At 51.3% G+C, this 22,117-nt stretch carries 19 protein-coding genes; 12 read left to right on the plus strand and 7 right to left on the minus strand.

The window, feature by feature from the left end; translation table 11 throughout:
* Window positions 1-267: 267 nt before the first annotated feature.
* On the minus strand, window positions 268-2,244 hold the full coding sequence (locus NZ653_04600) for a glycosyltransferase family 39 protein (GenBank protein MCS7286396.1): 1,977 nt from the start codon (window positions 2,242-2,244) through the stop codon (window positions 268-270).
* Window positions 2,245-2,482: 238 nt separating this feature from the next.
* Between NZ653_04600 and NZ653_04605 the strand changes: the two genes are divergently transcribed.
* From NZ653_04605 to NZ653_04620, 4 genes are read left to right on the plus strand one after another with little or no spacing between them, the layout of a single operon-like run.
* Complete coding sequence (locus NZ653_04605; GenBank protein ID MCS7286397.1) at window positions 2,483-2,893, plus strand: SCP2 sterol-binding domain-containing protein; 411 nt, start codon at window positions 2,483-2,485, stop codon at window positions 2,891-2,893.
* A 15-nt stretch (window positions 2,894-2,908) separates the two neighbouring features.
* A complete protein-coding gene (locus NZ653_04610; GenBank protein MCS7286398.1) occupies window positions 2,909-4,075 on the plus strand; it encodes an iron-containing alcohol dehydrogenase in 1,167 nt (388 codons plus the stop codon).
* Between the two features lie 13 nt (window positions 4,076-4,088).
* Entirely contained in the window at window positions 4,089-4,892 is an 804-nt protein-coding gene (locus NZ653_04615; GenBank protein MCS7286399.1) for a DUF4115 domain-containing protein, read from the plus strand.
* Window positions 4,893-4,896: 4 nt separating this feature from the next.
* Window positions 4,897-6,045: a deoxyguanosinetriphosphate triphosphohydrolase gene (locus NZ653_04620; GenBank protein MCS7286400.1), complete on the plus strand. Its 1,149-nt coding sequence runs from the start codon at window positions 4,897-4,899 to the stop codon at window positions 6,043-6,045.
* Here the strand turns inward: NZ653_04620 and NZ653_04625 are convergent.
* Together NZ653_04625 and NZ653_04630 are read right to left on the minus strand one after the other, a co-directional pair.
* The gene (locus tag NZ653_04625) at window positions 6,042-6,815 is read right to left on the minus strand and encodes an HD domain-containing protein (GenBank protein ID MCS7286401.1); all 774 of its coding nucleotides are present in this window, start codon (window positions 6,813-6,815) and stop codon (window positions 6,042-6,044) included. The genes NZ653_04620 and NZ653_04625 overlap by 4 nt on opposite strands.
* Before the next feature lie 4 nt (window positions 6,816-6,819).
* Window positions 6,820-7,338, minus strand: coding sequence for a mechanosensitive ion channel family protein (locus NZ653_04630; GenBank protein MCS7286402.1), 519 nt, complete (start codon window positions 7,336-7,338; stop codon window positions 6,820-6,822).
* A 274-nt stretch (window positions 7,339-7,612) separates the two neighbouring features.
* Between NZ653_04630 and glnA the strand changes: the two genes are divergently transcribed.
* The gene (glnA, locus tag NZ653_04635) at window positions 7,613-8,959 is read left to right on the plus strand and encodes a type I glutamate--ammonia ligase (protein ID MCS7286403.1); all 1,347 of its coding nucleotides are present in this window, start codon (window positions 7,613-7,615) and stop codon (window positions 8,957-8,959) included.
* 24 nt (window positions 8,960-8,983) lie between these two features.
* Window positions 8,984-9,397 carry a secondary thiamine-phosphate synthase enzyme YjbQ gene (locus NZ653_04640; GenBank protein MCS7286404.1) on the plus strand — a complete coding sequence of 138 codons (414 nt, stop codon included), beginning with the start codon at window positions 8,984-8,986 and terminating at the stop codon, window positions 9,395-9,397.
* 9 nt (window positions 9,398-9,406) lie between these two features.
* Here the strand turns inward: NZ653_04640 and NZ653_04645 are convergent, their stop codons facing one another.
* From NZ653_04645 to NZ653_04660, 4 genes are all read right to left on the minus strand, one after another.
* Complete coding sequence (locus NZ653_04645; GenBank protein ID MCS7286405.1) at window positions 9,407-9,637, minus strand: DUF2905 domain-containing protein; 231 nt, start codon at window positions 9,635-9,637, stop codon at window positions 9,407-9,409.
* A 70-nt stretch (window positions 9,638-9,707) separates the two neighbouring features.
* A complete protein-coding gene (locus NZ653_04650; protein MCS7286406.1) occupies window positions 9,708-10,397 on the minus strand; it encodes a hypothetical protein in 690 nt (229 codons plus the stop codon).
* A gap of 6 nt (window positions 10,398-10,403) precedes the next feature.
* On the minus strand, window positions 10,404-13,841 hold the full coding sequence (locus NZ653_04655; protein ID MCS7286407.1) for a cyclic nucleotide-binding domain-containing protein: 3,438 nt from the start codon (window positions 13,839-13,841) through the stop codon (window positions 10,404-10,406).
* Window positions 13,838-15,142, minus strand: a complete 1,305-nt coding sequence (locus NZ653_04660) for a hypothetical protein (GenBank protein ID MCS7286408.1) — start codon at window positions 15,140-15,142, stop codon at window positions 13,838-13,840. Before NZ653_04660 ends, NZ653_04655 begins: the two co-directional genes overlap by 4 nt.
* A 195-nt stretch (window positions 15,143-15,337) precedes the next feature.
* On the opposite strand from NZ653_04660, the gene NZ653_04665 reads away from it, so the two are divergent.
* The 6 genes from NZ653_04665 to NZ653_04690 all read left to right on the plus strand — a co-directional run bounded on the left by NZ653_04665 (window position 15,338) and on the right by NZ653_04690 (window position 22,093).
* Window positions 15,338-16,474, plus strand: coding sequence for a S1 RNA-binding domain-containing protein (locus NZ653_04665; protein ID MCS7286409.1), 1,137 nt, complete (start codon window positions 15,338-15,340; stop codon window positions 16,472-16,474).
* On the plus strand, window positions 16,474-18,945 hold the full coding sequence (locus NZ653_04670) for an ATP-dependent Clp protease ATP-binding subunit (protein ID MCS7286410.1): 2,472 nt from the start codon (window positions 16,474-16,476) through the stop codon (window positions 18,943-18,945). Before NZ653_04665 ends, NZ653_04670 begins: the two co-directional genes overlap by 1 nt.
* A gap of 175 nt (window positions 18,946-19,120) precedes the next feature.
* Window positions 19,121-19,282: a rubredoxin gene (locus NZ653_04675; protein ID MCS7286411.1), complete on the plus strand. Its 162-nt coding sequence runs from the start codon at window positions 19,121-19,123 to the stop codon at window positions 19,280-19,282.
* Window positions 19,283-19,299: 17 nt separating this feature from the next.
* The gene (locus NZ653_04680; GenBank protein ID MCS7286412.1) at window positions 19,300-20,502 is read left to right on the plus strand and encodes an FprA family A-type flavoprotein; all 1,203 of its coding nucleotides are present in this window, start codon (window positions 19,300-19,302) and stop codon (window positions 20,500-20,502) included.
* Window positions 20,499-21,701: an FAD-dependent oxidoreductase gene (locus NZ653_04685; protein MCS7286413.1), complete on the plus strand. Its 1,203-nt coding sequence runs from the start codon at window positions 20,499-20,501 to the stop codon at window positions 21,699-21,701. The genes NZ653_04680 and NZ653_04685 overlap by 4 nt, the downstream gene beginning before the upstream one ends.
* The gene (locus NZ653_04690) at window positions 21,701-22,093 is read left to right on the plus strand and encodes a class II SORL domain-containing protein (GenBank protein ID MCS7286414.1); all 393 of its coding nucleotides are present in this window, start codon (window positions 21,701-21,703) and stop codon (window positions 22,091-22,093) included. Before NZ653_04685 ends, NZ653_04690 begins: the two co-directional genes overlap by 1 nt.
* Window positions 22,094-22,117: the final 24 nt, after the last annotated feature.

The following is a 22,117-nucleotide window of genomic DNA, read 5'->3' on the forward strand; positions in this document are numbered from 1 at the left end:
GTTTGGGGGATGTGCCCCCAGAAACCTCAAAAAGGGAGCGATCACCAACCTCTTGCATTCTACCCACGAGTGGGATCCAGAACCGTGGCGAACCTAAAGCCCACGAGGGTGGGAAAAATTCGGGGGGTGGAGGGGGGCGAAGCCCCCATCTCGGGGGACTTCGGGGGTGCCCCCCAAGACCTTAAAAGAATATTGCCCTCATGAGCCCGACTAAATAAACAAACGTAAACCCTGAACCTGCGGGGATAAAACCTGAAGAGCTTATCCCTATTCTTCAAACAAAAAATGGGAGCTCGCTTCAGGGAGCTCAAAAAGTTGGTAAGCCCCCCCAAAATCTTTCACTTTTCGGCAAAACCTCAGCACCTCACCCAGCACCTCAAGCTCCCCGGGCCCGATGGGATCAAATCCTTCTTCTACAATATAATTGAGCCCTGCCCGGTGAAGGAGCAAATGGGTCACCCCTTCTCTCCGCCAGGCTGAGATCAGAGCCTCAGCATCATAACCGTGGAGATAAAGGGAATGGGAAAAGCGATCCAAAATGGAATCAGGAAGGCAATCCCGCTGGCAGTGATAACTTCTGGGTTCCCAAAGGAAAAGAACCCTGGCCCCCGGGGGCAAATCCTGGTTAATGAACTCTATAGCCTTGATATACCATCCAAGACGGCGAGCGAGAAAATCTTCCTCCCTTTCAAAGCCCACAATAACTCTCAAGGGAGAAACTTCAATAGTGCCCAGAGAAAATTCTACCAGGTTGAAAACCAGCACTAAAACAATAGCGGCCCGGAAGACCCACCCCAAATTCACGGGCCTAGGTGGCAGCGCCTCCAGTGCTCTGACCCCGACTGAAAGGGCTATGGCCAGAACGCCAAAGGCCGGAAGCAGAAGGCGCCCCTGAACTAGCAATTGACTCCAGGCCAGCCCCAAAAGCCAGAAAGCGTAGAGGATGGAAAAGAAAATAAGAGCATCGCGCACTATCAAACGTTCCCGCTGGGATACAAGCTTCCAGCCGGCCAGGAGAGGAAAAAGCCCGAGGAACAAAGGCCCGAGGGAAGCCTGATAACCTTTGAGGCCCTCAACTCCCCAGATGGTGGCATCCCAAAGAGCGGTGACCAATTTAAAAGGAGCAGTGGTGGCGAAACCCGTCCACGGCCTTCCGAACCACCATCTCCGGTATTCATCCCAGTAAACCCCCTTGAGGAAAAACGGATAGAAAGGGTTGCCTGTAAGAGCCAGGTTTTTGATGAGCCAGGGAGAGAAAAGAAGGAATGCTATCAGAGGGAAAAGGAGGCACTCCCTCCTCCGGTTCACAATGAAGAGGAGGAAAGAAGCAGCCACCAGGACGGCCACGGCCGTATACTTGACCGAAAGGGCAAAGCCTGCCATCGCCCCGGCCAGGACGAGCCACCTCAAAGAACGCCTTTCGCGGTAGAATTCCAGGGCCTGGAAGGTCAAAGTTACATAAACCAGCAAAGCTATATCAACGTAGGGCCAGCTGGTTAGGATAAAAACCGTTGGAGCAGAGAGGACAAGCGCTCCCACCAGATAAGGGCTTTCTGAAAACCCAAGGCCTATGAAAGCTGCCAGGAGGCCGTAGGACCAGTGGATTACAGCGGCAGTTCTTTCGCCCGCAAGAGCCATAGCCCAGGTGAAAAGCATCTCCGTAAGCTGCGGGAACCCAAGGTAAGGTAAATCCAAGGGGTGAGAAATTTTCCCCTCTTTCAAGTAGAACTTTGGACCTGTAAGATGGTAAACGAGGGAATCCCAGGCAGAAGGCGGGGTTAAAGCCTGAAGGAGGGAGAGCCCCAGGGAAAGGAATATGTAAAAAGCGAGGAAACGCTCAAAGCGATTCTGAGGTTCTGGGAACTTAAACTTCCTCAAAGCCCGGACGAGCTCTGGCCCCGTCGCTGCAAGACCGAGCAAAGTCAATGGCCACACTACCGTGGGCCTCAGTAAGCCTACTGCTCCCAGAGCCATACTGCCTGAAGAGAGCAGCCCCATGCCCAGCGCTGCGGACCAGACCATCCTTTGGGCAGGTTCAAAGGGAAAAAATTTCGTGGTCAGAAGTCCTAACCCCGTTCCCAGAGCCAGCGTTGCCAGTCCTCCGGCCAGGGCCGAAAGGGCCTTCCCCAGTGCCTTAAGGTTGGAGGGAGAAAAAGGCTTATGGGGTACATAGTAAAGGGCTACAACCAGGAAAAGCCATACCAGAGCCATAAACAAAGCAAAGTAGAGCCTGCGGGAAGCCATCCGTTTTATCCCCTTCAGGCAAACTTATGGCACGATTCTAACCCTCTTGAAAGGTCCTGTCAAGCCGATGAGCCCATAGTCTGGCGAGAAAAACCCTCAGAGGGTGCGTGTCCAAACCGGGGTTATCCCTGCTTCTGCATTAAACCGTTGAAAAGCTCGCCCACAGGCCCTCAACCAAATTGACAATCTCCCGGGGAACAATTAAAATGTTGGTGATTTCACAAAAAGGAGGTGTCCCATGGCTTACAAGTTTCCCTCTGATGAATGGGTAAAAGCCCTCTGCAAAACCCTTAACGAAAGCGAAACCTATGCCGAAGCCGCCAAAAACTGGGAAGGCGATTTTTACTTCGTCATTGAACCCGAGGGCGATTTCAAAGAAACCGTTTACTTCTATATGGACCTCTGGCATGGAAAATGCCGTGAAGCTTTTATGACCCACGACCCCTCCGTTAAAGACCCTGAGTTCAAAATTTGGGCCCCCTTCGGCACCTGGAAGAAAGTTATTCTGGGTCAGCTGGACCCCATCCAGGGCCTTGTTACCCGGCAGCTCAGACTCAAAGGAGACATGATAAAAATAATGCGCAACGTTAAAGCCGCAAACGAACTGGTAAAGTGTTGTTCCAGGATTGAAACGGAGTTCGTGGCTTAACCTCTGGAGGCAAACATGTGGTTTTTCCAATCCCCTTACATCGTTTATGGGGATGATGCCCTCTTCCACCTTTCCCAACTCCGGGGCCGAAGAGCCCTTATAATTACCGACGAAAACATTTTGCGCCTGGGATTTGTCCAGAAAGTTGAAAAATACCTGAGGGATGCAGGCATTGAAACCAGCATATTCTCCGAAGTAGAACCGGAGCCCTCTCTGGAAACAGTTCTGAAAGGAAAAGATCTTGCCGAAACCCTTAACCCTGATTGGATAGTAGGAATAGGTGGAGGGTCGTGCCTGGATGCGGCCAAGGCTATCTGGCTCCTTTACGAAAACCCTCACCTTGATCCGAGAGCTATAAACCCCTTCGAAGAATTAAAACTTCGCCAGAAAGCCCGGATGGTAGCCATCCCTACCACAAGCGGAACAGGAGCCGAGGTTACCTGGGCAGTGGTTCTTACAGACAAAGCTGAACAACGCAAGCTTTCCCTCGGTGCCCCCATCAGCACTCCGGATATCGCCATCATAGACCCAGACCTTGTAATGGAATTGCCCCCAGGTTTAACAGCCTCCACGGGTATGGATGCCCTCTGCCACGCTGTAGAAGGCTTTACCAACATATGGCATAACGACTTTGCCGATGGCCTATGCCTCCAGGCCATTAAACTTATCTTTGAATTCCTCCCTCGGGCCTACGAAAAGGGCAAAGAAGATCGAGAAGCTCGCACTAAAATGCACTATGCGGCCACTCTGGCTGGTCTTGGTTTCATTAACTCTATGGCTGCCCTGGCGCATGCTCTGGGCCACTCTTTAGGAGCCCTTTTCAAGATCCATCACGGCCGAGCAGTGGGGCTTTTCCTCCCTTACACCATTGAATATTGCGCTAACGCTGGCGGAACCCGTTACGGTGAAATCCTCCACTTTCTGAGAATCCCTTTCCAAGATGAAAAAGAGGCCGCTTTCCTTCTTGCCAGAAAAATCCGGGAACTGGCGCATACGATCCATGAACCCTTAACCTTAGCTGAAGCAGGGATAGAAAAGGAAGAATTTGAAAAAGCCCTGCGCAGGCTCGTAGAAAACGCCAACATGGATGCATGCATTAATGCCGGAACCCGCATTCCTTCAGAAAAAGAGACCGAAATGCTTTTCCTCTATGCTTATGAAGGGAAAAGCGTAGACTTCTAAAGCCGGGGGGCACATGGGCGAACTTGGTCAGAGGCTAAGAGAAAGAAGAGAGGCTCTTGGCCTTACCATTGAGGAGGTAGCTAAAGAAACGCGCATAAAACCCAAATTTATAGAGGCCCTGGAAGAAGGTGATTACAACTCGCTTCCCGGCGAAATCTTCGCCAGAGGGTTCATCCGTAACTATGCTCTATTCCTCGGCCTTAACCCCGAGGAAATGCTTAAAATCTACCAGGCAGAAAGAGGCGGCATCCCCCCTCAAGAAACAGCTCTCCCTAAAACTGAATTTCCTCTGGAAAGGCCTTCCCCGTGGCCTTTCAAAAACCTGGGAGGATTTTTACTCCCCCTCCTGATAATTGCGGTGATTGTAGCCCTGGGCTGGTTTGCCTACATCAACTATCACCCCACTCTTTCGCTCCCTATGAAGCCTACTCCTTCCCCAACTCCCACCACAGCTCCAACTGCAACTCCTTCACCTACCCCTACGTGGACTCCGTCCCCTTCTCCCACTCCTACTCCCCATCTGCTTAATTTGACCCTCGCAGGAGTTGGGAGAAGCTGGCTTGAAGTTAGAGTGGACCAGGTTCTGGTGTTCGCCGGTTTCCTGAACCCCGGAGAAACCCTGTCCTGGAATGGAGAGACCATCTATGTAAAATGTGGGAACGCCGGAGGGGTGAAAGCAATAGTCAACGGTGAAGACATAGGAGTGTTGGGAGGGGAAGGGGAAGTCCTGAACCTGGAATGGAAGGCCGGACACACAAGGCCCTTCCTCCTTACCCCGGTGCCCTCCCCAACCCCTACTGCAACCCCCGGAGCCTGAGAGGATGCGCCAAAGAGAACAACTTGAAGAGATTGAGCTCCTGACCTTAGCCCCCTATGCAGTGAAAAGCCGGGAAAGCCGGGGAAGAGAATATCCAGAGAAAGAGCACCCGTATCGCACCGCCTTCCAGAGAGACAGGGACCGTATAATCCATACCACCGCTTTTCGGCGTCTGGAATACAAAACCCAGGTCTTCGTTTACTATGAAGGAGATTACTACCGTACCCGGCTCACCCACACCTTAGAAGTAGCTCAGCTTGGGCGGACTATAGCCAGAGCCTTGGGAGCGAATGAAGACCTGGTGGAAGCCATAGCCCTGGCTCACGACCTGGGTCACACCCCCTTTGGCCACTCAGGAGAAGAAGCTCTCCACGAGCTCATGGCCAATTACGGAGGATTTGACCACAACCGCCAGAGCCTTAGGATCGTTACCCTGCTGGAAAGGCGCTACCCTGACTTCCCTGGCCTGAACCTAACCTGGGAAGTAAGGGAAGGGCTCGCCAAACACACCACCGAATACGACAGAGGAACTGGCGAAGGCTACGAGCCTCACAAACTCCCGTCCCTTGAAGCTCAAATTGTAAACATTGCAGATGAAATCGCCTACTCTTCCCACGACCTGGACGATGGTCTAAGGGCCGGTATCCTCAACCCCTCTTCCCTCCTGGACATCTCTATCGGCCGGGAGCTCGTTAAAGAGCTCAGAATAAACGTAAACGCTTTTGATGACCTGGCCCGGCATCGTCTCATTCGGAAGCTGATTGACTGGAGCGTTTCCGACACTCTGGAAGAAACCACGAGACGTCTGGAGAGGGCATCGCCCAGATCTGCAGAGGAAGTGAGAAAATGCGGACAATCCCTGGTGAGCTTCTCTGAGGAAATGACCAGCCTCTATCGGGAGCTAAAGACTTACCTCATGGAAAACTTTTACCGCCACTACCGCGTAGTGAGAATGATGACCAAAGCCAAGCGCTTGATTGCGGATCTATTCCACGCTTATATGTCAGAACCTCGCCAGCTCCCCGAAGGCGTGAGAGCTCGCCTGGCGGAGGAAGAACTCCCACGAATAATTTGCGATTACATCGCTGGTATGACCGACCGCTTCGCCCTCCAGGAGCACAGAAAGCTCTTTGATCCCTTTGAAAGGGCCTAAAGCCTGTAAACCTCCATAATTCTCCTCTCGGCAACTCCCTCTATCTTCGCCACTACTTCCACATAGGGATAAATGGAAGAGTTCTGCAATTTGCGCTTAAGGAGCTCGTCCACCTGGAAGATGCCTGCCGAATTATTCATAATGATTTCTATCCTTACAGGCCTTTCGTCCCCTCTCTCAATTTTCACCGCATCAACCGCCAGGGCCGAGACCGAATAGATATTCACTTTGCCCGCCTCAAAGGGTATTCTGGAGCGGCCACCTGTCATATCCAGGGCATCGGCCACTTTAACGACCCCAGCCTCAATGGTCAGACAGGGCATATCCCAGCGGTGGGCAATAACGGCGTGGAGAATTTCGCAGGCCATTATGGTGATGGTTGGTTCAGTGTATATGCCTTCCAGGAGCTGGCGAGCTTTGGGATAACCTAAAGCCACACTGAAAAGCTCATGCTCCCTCCGGTGAATAGCCATCCCCACATCGTGGAGACAGGCTCCGAGGAGAGTGATAACCTCTGCGTCCTCTCCTGTAAGGCCATGATTGAGCTCTGCACTCGGCTTTATTCCTGCCTCCATAAGAAGCCTCAGGATCTTGAGAGCAGCATTGGCCACTATCCTTATGTGGACTTCCCCGTGATCGCTCATCCCCTGGCGGTCAATAGCATTTATGTTGGCGCTTTTCCACCACTGTCTGAGCTCCTGGTCCTGATTAACCCTTTCCAGTACTTTTCTCAGCTTCTCATTTTGCTTTACAGGCACATCAAAGGCCATCTCATTACGCCCTTTCTTCTACCACCCAAGTAGCCGATTCTACAGCTCTGTTGGGGATCACATACAGCTTGCCGTCCTCGCCCTCTATTCGGGTTTTGCGCAAGTCAAGAGACTTTATCACCCCCGTTATCCCCGCTGCCGTCACTTTGTAACCGACCTTAAAATCGGGGTCAGTGGCCAAGAAAATACCAGCCAGGATGTCAGAAGTAGTGCCGGATATACCCGTTGCGAGGCCTAAAGCGACGGCTGCTATGGAGCCTGATATTGCTAAAGCCAGTTCATTTAGACCCAGCGCTCTCAAAGTCCCGGCCAGGATTAAGATCCAGCCGGCTACACTGAGCAAAGCTCTGAACAGGGAAGCAATGGTAGGTTCAGTCTTAGCGGCCTGCATTGCTTTGTTAACAATGAAAAGAACCACCTTTAGAGCTATCCAGCCGCCAATGAAGAAAGCTATGGCACCCGGAAGCCTGGTCATAATGAACCTAACCCAGTTTTCCAGGACGGACAACAAAATGGGCTGCATAGACTATCCTCCTCGCAAAATTTTAATTATGATATCACGATTTCAGCATAAACCAAAATCCGACGTTGGAGGGGACCACTTCCGAAGCGGTGTGTTGAAGCCCCCCCAAATTGTCCGGAGCCAAGCGGCAACTTATTTCGCCCCCAAACTCCAATTTGCGCTTGGGGAAGAAGGATGGTATAATTTATCTGGAAATTGAAAACGGGGGCCCTGAAGCTCCCAGGCCAGCTTAAGAGGCTTGGGAGCTTTCTATTTTTAAAAAGGAGGTAATGCCATGACCAGAAACATGACGCCTGAAGAAGTCCTGCGCCAGGTAAAAGAGGAAGACATAAAATTCATCGTCCTGCAATTCACCGATATAATGGGTTCGGTAAAAAGCGCTACAATCCCAGCAAAACGCCTTGAAGAAGTTCTTGAACGAGGAATATGGTTTGACGGCTCCTCAGTGGAAGGGTTCGCCCGCATATACGAAAGCGACATGCTACTTGTGCCCGACCCCTCAACCTTCTGCATTCTACCCTGGGAGCCCGAAAATATGCGCAAAGCACGCCTCCTCTGCGATGTCTACACCCCTGATTACAAACCTTTTGAAGGAGACCCGCGCTATATCCTCAAAAGGGCGCTCCAGAAGGCAAAAGATATGGGCTACACCTACAACGTAGGAGCCGAAATTGAATTTTTCCTCTTCAAAATGAACGATTTCCCCAAACCTCAACCCGTCCCCCACGACGTCGGAGGCTATTTTGACTTCTCCCCAAGGGACCAGGCCGCAGTAGTTCGGTCTGAAATAATCTCTATGCTCCACATTATGGGAATTGACATGGAAATGGATCACCACGAAGTATCCCCCGGCCAGCACGAAGTGGACATCCGCTACTCCGATGCCCTCACGGCCGCTGATAACGTAATAACCACCAAATACGTGATAAGGGCCGTAGCCCAGGCCCACAACCTCCACGCTTCCTTCATGCCTAAACCTATCTTTGGGATAAATGGCTCCGGAATGCACACACACCAGAGCCTCTTCACCCTGGATGGACGCAATGCCTTCCACGACTCAGACGATAAATATAAGCTTTCAAAGCTGGCTTACCACTTCATAGCAGGGCAGCTGGAGAACGCCAGAGCTCTATCTGCAGTTGTGGCCCCCACCGTTAACTCATATAAGCGCCTCGTCCCCGGATATGAAGCCCCTGTTTACATATGCTGGGGCAGGATAAACCGCTCGGCTCTCATCAGGGTCCCCGCCTTTCCTCAGGGCAAAGAAAACTCCACACGGATAGAACTGCGGTGCCCAGACCCCAGCTGCAACCCTTACTTAGCTTTCGCAGTAATGCTTCACGCCGGTCTTGAAGGCATTGAGAAAGGATTATGGCCACCAGATCCTGTGGAGGAAGATGTTTACCACTTTGACGACTCCCGTCTTAAAGAGCGATACATCCGAACCCTTCCCGGCTCCCTCGCCGAAGCCCTGGATGAAATGGAGAAAAGCGAGCTTGTGAAAAAGGCCCTCGGAGAACACACCTTCAAGCGCTTCCTGGAAGCCAAGCGGAAAGAATGGGATGACTACCGGATAAGAGTGACTGATTGGGAGCTGCACAGATATTTCTTTATCCTCTAAACCGCAAACCCCCGGAGGGGAAAAATGAAAGCTTACACCAAGTACTTAACCTTTAACACTACCCACAGGACGCAGCTGGTTCACATAACTCCTCAGGTTGAGGAAGCAGTCAGAGAAAGCGGAATAAAGGAGGGTTTTGTACTGGTCTCCGCCATGCATATCACCGCCGGCGTTATAGTTAACGATGATGAGGAAGGATTCTTCAGAGATTTCTGGGAGCTAATGGATAAGCTTGCCCCTTACCGTTCCGATTACCATCACAATGCCACCGGGGAGGACAATGGCGACGCCCACCTCCGCTCTGTTCTGGTGCATCACCAAGTCATAGTGCCCGTCACTAACGGCAGGCTGGATTTGGGGCCATGGCAGCGCATCTTCTACGCCGAGTTTGACGGCAGACGTCCCAAAAGGCTTATCATCAAAGTCCTGGGAGAATAGGGAGAACCTTTAACGCCTCAACCTCAGGATGAGGTTCAGTATTATAGTCAGTAAAAGGCTGAGAAGGATAGAAGTGGCCAGCGGGATGTAACAGCCGAAATTTTCTCGTCTGATAATTATATCGCCTGGCAGATGGCCAAAGTGAGGCAAACGCCCTGCTAGAATGAGGAATAACCCCATGAGAATTACCAGAAAACCCATGAGCAGGAGAAGCTTGCCCATCTCCTCAAAACCCTGCATACCCCCTCCCGCTACTACTGCAGTTATGCTTCTTTAAAAATACCACAAGCCCACTCCTGAGGCAAAACCCTCAGGTTTCAAGAGAGAAATTCCTAAGGAATTCTTCCCCTTCACGGCTAACGGCGGTCTGCTCTGGCTTTACACCCTTATCCGCCATCAGCCAGGCTTCGTAATCGGAACAGGCTCCTTCAGCAAAAGTGAGAATAAATCCCCTAAGGCCACAAATCAAGCAGGCCAAAGCGAAGGGGTGGAGGGAATAGGGGCAAACGAAGGCCAGAATTCGAGAGGGGCCTTTTCCCTCCAGAGCGGGGAGCAGAAGGTCCTGCCCTATCCTCAGGGCGCTCGTCATCACGTATACTTTGGCTCCAAGCTTGAGGCCGGCTGAGATGAGATTTTTGATGGAGCAAAACTCAAAGCAGGACTGGGGAAGGAGGCAAGAAGGGCTGAAACGTCCCGCCGGGCAGTTAAAAGGCTTCTGACAGTACCCCGGAGCTATTATCAGGTTCTTCTGATCCCTGAAAAAATCTTCCGGACTATCGGACCCGAGGAAATTGACGGCCCTGTCCAGCAAGTTTCTCTTCACAAGTTTTCGGTACTTAAGGAGGCCTCTCAAAGTGGCTAAAGGATGACGTAAGACCACATGCTTCAAAAACCAGAGGCCATAAGGGCGAGATAAGCTTCGGAAAGAAAATTCCCAAACCTTAAAGCCCAGGAAAGCACGCCTGTCAAGCTGGCGGAAGAAACTCAATGGAACCCCCATTTTACATCAGCGAGAAGGGCTTTCCTCAGTTTCAACGGCTAACTTGTAGACTTTAAGAGGAGTTTCAAAGCCCTTTATGATAAGGGGGGTTGGCATAGGCTGAAGGGGAAACTGCCCCTTGACACGCTGGGCAGTAGCTTCATCCATCAAGATTTCCCCCAAAGGCTTGCTTCGGGCCGAAAGGCGAGAAGCCAATATTACAGGAGTGCCAGCTATAATGCTTTCGGACCACACAGTATCAAACATTACAGGCCCCGTGCTTATCCCTATTCCAAGCCTGTGTTCGCGTAGCTCTGGGTATTTATCAAGCCAGCGTTCCACAAGGCGAGAGAAAGCTGCCTGCATTTTGGGGGCCACCCTCAGGGCTTCTTCTGGTTCCTTGAAGACCACCAAAATCTGATCTCCGGTATACTGCTTTATAACCCCCCTGGCTCCCACTGCCTCTGTCATTTCCAGGTAAAATTCCCTTATGAACCTCAGGGTAGCCTTGGGGCCCAGAAGCATGGCCAGCTGGGTGGAAGCCTGGACATCAGCTATGAGAATGGTTAAAATCTGCTCCAGCTCGGCTGAGGGTTTCCCTTCAGGTGAGGATACCATCCTGATAAGAGGAGAATGAGCTGCCTGCTCCTCCAGTATCCTGCTTATATCTCTCTGCAAGCGCTCGTTCCTGGTCTGAACCAATCTCTCCATTGCGGAAGGAAGCGAGGCCATGACTTCGTTAAAATCTTCCCTGTTCAAAACCCAGCCTTTCACAGGGGTAAGAGCCACCACTGAAGCCGTTCGGATAGGAGTTTCCTCTAAGAGGGCAATTTCCCCAAAATAACTCCCGGGGCCGAGGATGCCAAGGGTTACCTTTCGCCCCTCCAGGCCGTAGATGTAAACCTCAACCTTGCCTTCAGCAATAAAATAAAAAGTGGAACCCAGTTCCCCCTGCCTGATTATTACCTCACCGCTCTTGAAATTTACAGGTTTGAGGCGCTCGGCCAGGAGAAGCAATTTTTCCAGAGGGACATCCCGGAGGAAATAGACTTGCCTCAAGAAAGAGAGAACAGGGGTAGCAAGGGCTTTATCCATCATTTCCAGTTGGACTCTGGCTTCCTCGTAGTCAGGTTTGAGGGTGAAGGCCCGCCTGAAAGCCCCGAAGGCTCTTTCATATTCTCCCAGGGCTTTGTAGGCAAGACCCAGGTTGTAATGATGGTGGGGATTACCCGGTTCCAGGGAAGTGGTTTGGAGGAAGTTAGTGATGGCCTTGGTGTAATCCCCGTTTTCGTAGTAGATAATGCCCAGAAGGTTGTAAGCATCCACCAGACCGGGGTAAAGTTCTATGGCTTTTCTTAGAGCTTCTATGGCCAGATCTCTCTGCCCCAAAGCCCGGCGTATCCAGCCCACTTCGTAATAGGCATAGTAGAGGTCGGGATTCAGGCGCAGGGATTCCAGCAGATGTTCTATCGCTCCCATAAAATCGCCCGCAAGCTCGCAAGCCATCCCCCACACCAGGTGGAATAGAGCTTTATCCCCTTCCTGCCGGACAACTTCGCTTTCAAGCTTTTCTATATCCCCCTCCGAAAGGATACTGGAAAGACAAGAAGCTGCCAGCCAGAGACGATTGGGGTCAGAGCCATCCTGAATTATCTCCCTGTAGGTGGAAGCTCTGTAGGGGGTAAGGCCAAACAGGCAAATGGCCACTCCAGACCAGTACGCTATGTCTTCAGGGCTTGCAAGATACCAGGATATGGGTTCTCCCCGCTTGAGGAGGCCAAGGGCAGCAAAGTATTCCCGCACTGAGTGATGCATGAACTCCACCATGTCTCTGTCCCTGGAAAGGCGCAGGAGGCCGCTGTAAAGAAGCCCTTCCAGGATCTCCTGAGCTGAAGCTTTCACATTCATCCCGAAGGTGGTTTCCCTTATGAGCCAGTAAACCCTTTCCCGGTGAATGGACTCGGCTTTTTCCCTCTGCATTGTGAGGCCAAGGTAGGCGAGGACCTCCCAGCTCACCTCTACCGCTACTTTACCTCTTGTTCTGCCCAGTATAATCCACCACTCTGTTTCAGTCCGACGCAGGAGGTTTTCAGCGAATTTCTGAAACAGAAGCCCTCTGTTGCGGGGAAACATTTCGTCAGTGAAGGATATCCTGGTAAGCATGGAAAGGGCCAGCGGGTTGGAGGATAACTCCCTGAGAGCGGGATCAGTCTTTATGATTTGTGCGAGTTTTCGCCCCCTTTCCTCTCCCAGATATGTAGTAACGTAAAGGTCAATGTCTTCTTCTCTCAGGCCCTGGAGCAGGAAAGAGGGGAAGCGGCCTGCCAGGGCTTCGTCGTAGAACCGGCTTGTAAGGATAAAGCGGTGGTCCCGGTAGCGGTGAAGGAACTGGTCCAGAGCTGGCCTGGACTCCGGAGGCATCTCGTTTAATCCATCGAGGATGAAAAGAAAACGAGCCCTTTTCCGGTCCATTAACTCTAAGGCTTCGGGGCTCTGGCGGAGAAGTTCTTCCAGGTCTTTCAAATCCTTTATCTCTTTAAGGCCATAGGTTTGGAACTGGCTCAGGACGAGCTCTTCTAGCTGGTGGGTTCGGCGGAGCAGATGAAGGCGGATGAAGACCGGGATTAGCAATGGTCGGCGGGTTTCTTCATCGTGGCGTTCCCAGGCTTTACGGGCCAGAAGCCAAGTAAGATGCTTTACTACAGTGGTCTTTCCGGCCCCTGGTTCCCCCAGGAGAATAGCGGATTCCCCCTTTTCCAGGATAGAGATAACGTCCTGACTTTCTCCAGCTGGTCCACGGCGTAGAAAGGCGTGGAAACGGACTTTGGCTTCTGCTAAGGGAATAGCTCTGAGGGGAATGTAGAGCTCGTTCCAGATGGAAAAATCAGGATCTTCCAGAAGGCTCTGGAGGTAGCGTTTCAGAGGCGGGAGTTTAGCCCTCTTAATAGCCCCGGTGGGGAGACTTTCAAATCGAAAAAGCATTCCCTTCCAGGTCCAGAAATCGGGGGCTTCCCGGGCCATTTTGTCCACAAAATCGCTCGTAGCCCAGAGGATTATGGGCTGACGGATAATAGTGGTGGCATCGCGGAACAAGTTTAACCAGAGGAGGAATTTTTCCTGGTCCTCTTCCGCGAGTTTTTCCAGCCCATACACAAAGAACACTATGTTCTCGTATTTTCCTGAAAGCTCCAGTTCCTTAAAGCCAGACCTATCCGTCAGGTTCCTGAGGACCCGAACCAGGTTCAAGTCCTCCTCAGTTATTTCCACGGGGTAAAGGTATATGTTCATTTCCCGGAAGCGCTTTTCAAAGTAGCGGAAGAGGCGTTCCCTCAGTTCCAGGTCATCGCATTCAGCAGTGGCGATGCCTCCAAGCCTGCTCATGCGAACCATGGATAGAAGAAGTTTTATCTGCTCCGGGTAGCGTTTTTCAATGGGATCACTGAAGCTTTCCTTCACCGGGCTCATATTAACCCCTTTTCCTCAAGTAAAAGTTCCACCACCGGGTGGACATCATACCAGTAGTTTCCATTGGAATACTCCAGAACACATAGGGACTGAAGGTATTCCCAGGCGTTTTCCAGGCTGGGGCATTCTTTAAGCTCGTAGACCCTTTTGAGGTTGAGGTAATCTTCGTGAGAGAGGCGCCGGGAGTAATCTTTCTTGAACTCGTTTATAACCCAGTCCACGACTTCGTGGCTTATCCTGGGGAGATTGAAGGTGGCACAATAGAGGCAACTATCCTGCACCATTTTCACCAGGTGGCGAGCAACCCCTCCACTGGCCAGGGCCAAGCGTCGGACCACCCCATCCTCAAAAAGCTGTGGGTGGACTCTCCTGTAGACCATTTCTTCAAGCTTGGCCACACCTTCTTCGTTGACCTGGCGGTTTTCTTTCTTGAAGACGCTGAACATTGGTACCGGATAGGTTTTATAGGGTTCAAGAGCGGGCGAATCTCCCAGTTCATACATCAGGGAAACAGGAGCGGTGTAAATAGCCATACACTCCAGAAGGGTGAGGAACGGCCCTTCCTCGCGGAACACCTGAAGGGCTTCCATTCGCGGCAACTTGTCCAGATCATCAATTACCACCAGGATGTTCTTCCCGGTTATCTCTTTAACCCTCCTGACGATACCATTGACCAGGTCGCGCAACTCGGAAGCCCTCTTCCGAACGCGGAAACGGGTTTCTTCAACCTTTTCTCCCCGGCCCCTTACGCTTATTCCGATGAGGGACATGAGGCTTAAAAGCCTCCCCAGACCCTCATTCGTGCCTACGTCCACTTCAGCCTGAAGAGTCCGGCGGGTAAAGGTTTCCACTTCTTTGTTTATCCAATCCGAAACCTTGTGGGCTTCTTCCGGAGAAAGGGCTATATCCAGTGCTTGAAGCTTGTTGTAAAGGGCCACTACTATGGAGAAAGCGATATCAGTGTAATCAATCCCTTGGAGGTCCAGGATTTCGTTTATGGAGTAAGAAACCACCAGCAACTGGTGAGAAGCGGTTTCATCCCGCTCCAGATCTCTGGTCAGGCGGTTAAGTTCAGTGGATTTTCCACACCCTACATGGCCTGAAAGGATGAACTTAGTGGAGAGACCCTTTTCGGCACCCCATATTATCTCCTTCTTGAGCAGCTCAAGCCGTGAACCCTCCTTCTCCCTGGGAACGTAAAAGCGGTCCAACTGCTGAGCCTGGAGAGGCATCCTGTAATCTGTGTTGGAATAAGCATCCAGAAAATTGCGGGCGGCAAAAGGGTAAAGGTTTTCCCCCATAATTTGCCTCCTTTGCAAATCGTTGAGGAAATTATAGCATGATTTTGCGGAAAATAAAAGCCTGCTGGAAACTGACGTTTGAGGAGCGCAAGTTCTGCCCGGGCAGTTTTTTAGGGATTACAGATAGTTTGAGTTTGCCTTTTAGCCTGGATTTATCTATAATACTTCTTGAACCGAAAGAGGCCGGGAGGGCTTATGGAAAAGTCGGAATTCTTCCACGAACTTCTGGAAATACCTCACATAGCCCCCGGAAGTATCGTCAAAGGGGTCCTTGTGAAAATATCCCCCAATGAGGTATTGGTGAACATTGGCACAAAAACTGAAGCAGTCCTTCACCACAAAGAGCTCTCAGGACCAGCCCGGGAGATACTTAAAAATTACAAAGAGGGCGATGAAATCCCTGTTTGCATTGTAAGGCCCGAGACAGACACGAGTCAGGCCGTTGTCTCCATCCTCAGGGCCAGGCTCGAGGCCGATTGGGATTACGTAGAGGAGCTCAAGCGCACAAGAGCCACCTTTGAGGCCGAAGTAGTGGATTACAACAAGGGGGGATTGCTGGTAAAGATAGGAGTCCTGAGGGGTTTCGTCCCTGTATCCCAGGTGGATCCGCTCCGGTACCGCAATCACAGGGGAAGCAACAGGACAAAAGTCCTTTCCGAATTGGTGGGGCAGAAGATAAAATTGAAAGTAATGGATGCTCAAAGAGACCAGGGCCGCCTGATCCTTTCAGAGAAATTGGCTATGGAAGAATGGCGTGAAGAGCAGAAGAACCGCCTCCTGCGAGAGCTACAGGAAGGAGATATATACACCGGAGTCGTTACGGGTATATGCGAATTCGGGGCTTTTGTGGATATCGGAGGAATTGAAGGCTTGATCCACCTATCAGAACTCTCCTGGACAAAGGTTTCCCATCCGAGTGAGGTGGTGAAAGTAGGGGATAAGGTGGAAGTTTACGTCCTGGAAGTAGATCGGGAACGAGGTAAAGTAAGCTTGAGCCTGAAGCGCATCCACCCTGAGCCCTGGAGCATGGTGGAAGAAAAATACCGGGTCGGGCAGTTTGTGGAAGGGACTGTGACAAAACTGGCTCCCTTTGGCGCTTTCGTCCAGATAGAAGATGGGATTGAAGGTCTCATCCACATATCCGAACTTTCCTTCCAGCGCATAAACCACCCTAAAGAAGTGGTAAAGGTGGGGGATGTACTGCGCTTGCAAATTATAAGCCTTGACCCCGTTCACCGCCGGATGGGCTTAAGCTTGAAGAGGGTGGCCGAGCATAATAGATCCAGCGAGGATTGGCGCAAAGATTATGAAGAGTTTTCACGGAGGGATTAATGGGGGATAAGCTGGAAAAATTTACCAAACAGGCCCGAAAAGTCCTCAAACTGGCTCAGGAAGAGGCCATAAGGTTCAACCACAGTTACATTGGGACTGAACATCTCCTTCTGGGCCTCCTTCACGACAAGGACAGCGTAGCGGTTAAAGTCCTGGAAGAGCTCGGGATAAACCCTTCTCACGTTCGCCGTAGTCTGGAAAGGCTCATAAAGCCCGGAAGGCATGCTCCAACCCAGCTTACCCTCACCCCCAGAACCAAGAGGGTTCTAGCTTTAGCTATGGACGAAGCCCGCAGGTTGGGCCACAATTATGTGGGAACCGAACACCTGCTCTTAGCCCTGGCTAAGGAGGAAGAAGGGCTGGCCATAGAAGTCCTCAGAAACTTGGGAGTGGACCTGGAAGCTATCCGGCGCCAAACTACAAAGCTCCTCATTGAAAGCAAGCCTCAGCCTTCCACTCGCCCCCCCGAAAGCACAACCCCCTTGCTGGACCAGCTTTCGGTAGACCTCACAGCCTTGGCTGCGGAGGGGAAGCTTGATCCGGTAATAGGCCGGGAGAAGGAAATAGAAAGGGTGATGCAGATTTTAGCCCGGCGCACTAAAAACAACCCTGCCCTTATAGGAGAGCCAGGGGTTGGAAAAACGGCCATCGTGGAAGGGCTTGCCCAGCGCATAGTGGCAGGAGAAGTGCCAGAGCCCCTTCTGGAGAAGAGAGTGGTCATGCTGGATGTGGGAGCGCTGGTGGCTGGAACCATCTATAGAGGACAATTTGAGGAACGCCTTAAGAAGGTCATTGAAGAAATACGCCGCTCCCCTGTAATCCTTTTCATAGATGAAATGCACATGTTGGTGGGCGCAGGAGCCGCAGGCTCAGCTGTTGATGCTGCCAATATCCTTAAGCCAGCGTTAGCCCGTGGCGAATTGCAGTGCATAGGGGCCACCACTCCTGACGACTATAGAAAATATGTGGAGAAAGATGCCGCCTTAGAGCGCCGCTTCCAGCCTGTATATGTTTCAGAGCCCACCCCCCAGGAAACCATTGAGATCCTCAAAGGGATAAGGAGCCGGTACGAAGCTCACCACAAAGTTAGGATAACTGATGAAGCTATATTGAGTGCCGTTCGCCTGTCCATCCGCTATATCACGGATCGGTACCTTCCGGATAAAGCTATTGACCTCATTGATGAAGCTGCTGCCAGAGTAAGGATGTACAAATCGCCTCATGCTCGTGAACTTCTAGAAATATTCCGCAATTTAAGGCGTATACGTCAGAGAAAAGAGGAAATTCTGGAATTCGGCAATTACGAAGAGGCGGTTGCTTTGCGCCTCAAAGAAGTGGAATTGGAAAAACAGCTTTCATCCCTCAGGGAGGAGTGGGACCTCTCTGAAGACCTCCCCATGGTGACCCCCGAAGATATTGCTGAAGTGGTCTCCATGTGGACGGGCATACCGGTGACCTCTTTGGCGGAAGAGGAGACCAAACGCCTCCTCAGGATGGAGGAGGAACTTCACAAGCGCATTGTAAGCCAGGATGAAGCTATTGAAACCATAGCCAAAGCTGTCCGAAGGGCAAGGGCCGGGCTTAAAGATCCACGCCGCCCTATTGGAACTTTCATCTTCATGGGGCCTACAGGGGTAGGGAAAACGGAGCTGGCCAAAGCTCTGGCAGAGTTTATGTTCGGAACAGAGGAGGCCCTGATTCAAATAGACATGTCCGAATTTATGGAACGCCACACAGTTTCTCGCCTCATTGGAGCTCCTCCGGGTTATGTGGGGTATGAAGAAGGAGGACAACTCACTGAAGCCGTTCGCCATCGCCCCTACAGCGTGATCCTTCTGGATGAGATAGAAAAAGCCCACCCCGAAGTCTTCAACATCCTCCTCCAGATAATGGAAGAAGGCCACCTCACCGATGGTCGCGGCCGCAGAGTTGATTTCCGGAACTGCATAATTATAATGACCTCCAACATTGGAGTGGAAAGGCTCAACAGGGCAGCAGCCCTTGGTTTTAAAGCCACTAGGGATGAAGTTAAAGACCTTCAGACCCGCTATGAGGCTATGAAAGAGCAAGTTATGGCTGAACTCAAACGCACTTTCCGCCCCGAGTTCCTGAACCGTGTAGACGCAGTGGTGGTCTTCAAACCTTTAACCAAGGAAGACATCAAAAAGATTGTGGATCTGGAAATTGGCAAGCTGGCCAAAAGGCTTGAGGAGCAAAAGCTTGCCATAGAAATAACAGAAGAAGCCCGGGAATTCCTGGCCGAGAAAGGCTATGACCCCAACTTTGGCGCTCGCCCTCTTAAGAGAGCGATCCAACGCTACGTGGAAGAGCCTCTTTCTGAAGCCATCCTGGAAGGACGCTTTAAACTCGGAGACACCGTGGTGGTAAACTTAAGGGAAGGGGGGATCTCCCTGGACCCTAAGGGGGCCCTTCAAAAAGAAACCAGCCCTCTGAGGGAAGCCTTAAACTAGACCCACGGAAGTGGGAAAAGATGCGGAAAGGGCATCATGGAAGCAATCTGCCCACAAATGGGGCCAAAAAACCACCCGAACTTCTGGCTCAGGGTAGTTTTCAAGATTATTGACAAATTCGCTCAAATTTAGTATATAAGCTTTCAGGGCAAAAACTTTAGAAAGGAGGCCTGCCATGAAGCGATATGAATGCACCGTTTGCGGCTACATTTATGACCCCACAAAGGGTGATCCTGACCGTAATGTCCCTGCTGGCACCCCCTTTGAACAGCTCCCTGATGATTGGGTTTGCCCCGATTGCGGAGCCACTAAGGATATGTTCCAGCCATTGGATTAAAGCAAAATAGCGCTGCCATGCCTCCAATATCCATAGCTCCGGGAATTTTTTGGGTAGGCATAAATGATCGCACTACTGATCTCTTTGAAGGCCTCTGGCCTATAGAGAGGGAAGGGGTCTCCTATAATTACTACATCATTTTGGACGAAAAAAAGGTCCTCATAGACCTGGCCAAGGGCTTCAAAACTGATGAATTTTTCTCCAACATTGCTGAAGTCACCAACCCCGCCGAAATTGACTACGTTGTTATAAACCACATGGAACCAGACCACACAGGAACCCTGTATACTTTCCGGCAGGTTGCCCCTAAGGCTACCATAATAGTCACCCCTAAGGGAGCTGAACTTCTAAAGAACTTCTTCGGGATCACGGAAAACGTCAAAGTGGTTGAAGATGGCGAACTCCTTACTTTAGGGCAGCGAACTCTCCGCTTCCTTCATACTCCATTCGTGCACTGGCCTGAGACTATGATGACCTATGAAACGAATTCTCAGATCCTCTTCTCCTGCGACGCCTTCGGAGGATACGGCGCCCTGAGAGGGGCAATTTTTGAAGACGAATGCACCGACCTGGATTTCTACAAAAAAGAAGCTCTCCGCTACTACGTAACTGTAGTAGCTACGTTCAGCGGCCCCGTCCTCAGGGCTATAGAGAAACTCAAGGACCTCAAGATTGATATTATCGCCCCTTCTCACGGACTTCTCTGGCGTAAGAACCCTTCAGTAATAGTGGAACTATACCGCCTCTGGGCAAGTTATGCCACATCTCCCGGTGAACCGGCTGTCACCCTTATTTACGGCTCCATGTACGGCAATACCGAAAAATTCATGAACGCGGTAGCTCAGGGTGTGTCCCGGGAAGGGGTTCCTGTAGAGATATTTGATGCCGCCCGAGTTCATCCAGCTTATATCCTCCCATACCTGTGGACACGGCAAGGGGTCATAATAGGCGCTCCTACCTACGAAGGAGGCCTCTTCCCCCCAGTTGCCCATGCCCTGGACATAGCCGCCCTCAAACGAGTAATGAACAAGAAAGCCGCCTACTTTGGAAGCTACGGCTGGAGCGGAGGAGCCCTGAGAAGGCTTAAGGAAATCCTCGAACGCCTCAAATGGGAACTGGTAGATACTCTGGTGTTCGCAGGCAGGCCAGAGCCTGAAGAACTCAAGAAGGGGGAAGAATTCGGGGCTAAGTTCGCTCGTCTTATAAAAGAAACTCCATGAAACCCTTACCTCTTAACCTAGTCATCATAGGCAATGGGGTGGCAGGTATAACTGCTGCTTTGGAACTTGCCCGGCGCAAAACGGGAGAGATTGATGTTTTTACAAAGGAGCCATACCACTATTACTATCGCCCGCGCCTTCCATCTTTTATCGCTGGGGAATTGTCGGAAAAAGAGCTTTTCCCTCATGAGCCATCATGGTATGAAAATGCAGGGATAAAAATTCACCTTAGCACTCCCGTAGTTCGCTTGTTCCCCGAGCGTAAAGCTATAGTCACTGCCGATGGGCGGGAATATTCCTACAGGAAACTTCTCCTGGCAACAGGAAGCCTCCCCTTGCTTCCACCTTTAGAGGGAATAGACAGGGAAGGGGTTTTCACGCTCCGCACCTTGGACGACGCCCGGGCTATAAAAAGTTACTCTGAGCAATGTGAGAGAGCAGTAATACTGGGAGGGGGCCTTCTGGGGCTGGAAGCGGCAAGGGCTTTGAGAGTTCGCGGCCTATCAGTTGTAGTCCTGGAACGAGCTTCCTACCTTTTACCCCGCCAGCTGGATGAAGAAGGAGCACGCGTGTTACAGAAGCTTGTGGAAAACATGGGTATAAGGGTAGAAGTTTCTGCAGAAGCCAGGGCCATTCTGGGAAATGGGAAAGTGGAAGGCGTGGTGCTGAGTGATGGCCGAAAATTTCAGGCCCAACTGGTCCTCATAACCATTGGGGTCAAGTGCAATGCCGGGCTGGCCAGGGAAGCCGGCCTTATGGTAGAGGGGGGGATTTTGGTGGACGAGAGGATGGCCACATCAGCTCCGGATATATACGCTGCCGGGGATGTGGCTTATTTCCGGGGCCGCTCCTGGGGGATAATCCCTGTGGCCCTGGCCCAGGCTCAGGTAGCTGCTGCCTCTATGGCCGGTGAGGAAGCTACCTACAGAGAGGTTGTCCCTTCCAATTCCCTGAAGATAATGGATATAGAAGTTACCTCAGCAGGTGAAGTGAACCTTCCGGAAAATCAAGGGATTCACCTGCGTTTTTCCAGACCTGAGGCTGGAATTTACAGGAAAATCGTCCTGCGCGACGGAACAGCCGTAGGCTGTGTCTCTATAGGTGACAGGAAATGGGGGGCCATGGTGGAAAAGCTGATAAAGGATAAAACCACCATGGCCTTTGAAGAAGCCTTAAAACTCTTAGAAGGAGGTGCATAATGATAGGGGAACTCTATCAGAAAGCTGACTGGAAAACTGAAAAGCACGTTCCAGTCATTGAAGCTCCCTCGGAGGTCAAGGCGGGTGAGCTCTTCCAGGTAAAAGTCAGTATAGGCAAAGAAATAGCCCATCCCAACACCACCGAACATCATATCCGTTGGATAAACGTCTATTTCCACCCTGAAGGGGACAAGTATGCTTACGATGTAGGCTACTTCGCCTTTAACGCCCATGGTGAATCGGTGCAGGGGCCCAATACAGGTCCCGTTTACACCCACCACGAAGTGGTCTTCTGGATGAAAGTCCAGAAATCGGGCACTCTATATGCGACTTCTTACTGCAACATTCACGGCCTCTGGGAGTATGTTCACCCCATCAAAGTGGTGGAATAAACTCAAAGCAGGGGCCCGGGGATA

The organism is Anaerolineae bacterium, assembly GCA_025062375.1.
Classification (GTDB): Bacteria; Chloroflexota; Anaerolineae; order SpSt-600; family SpSt-600; genus SpSt-600.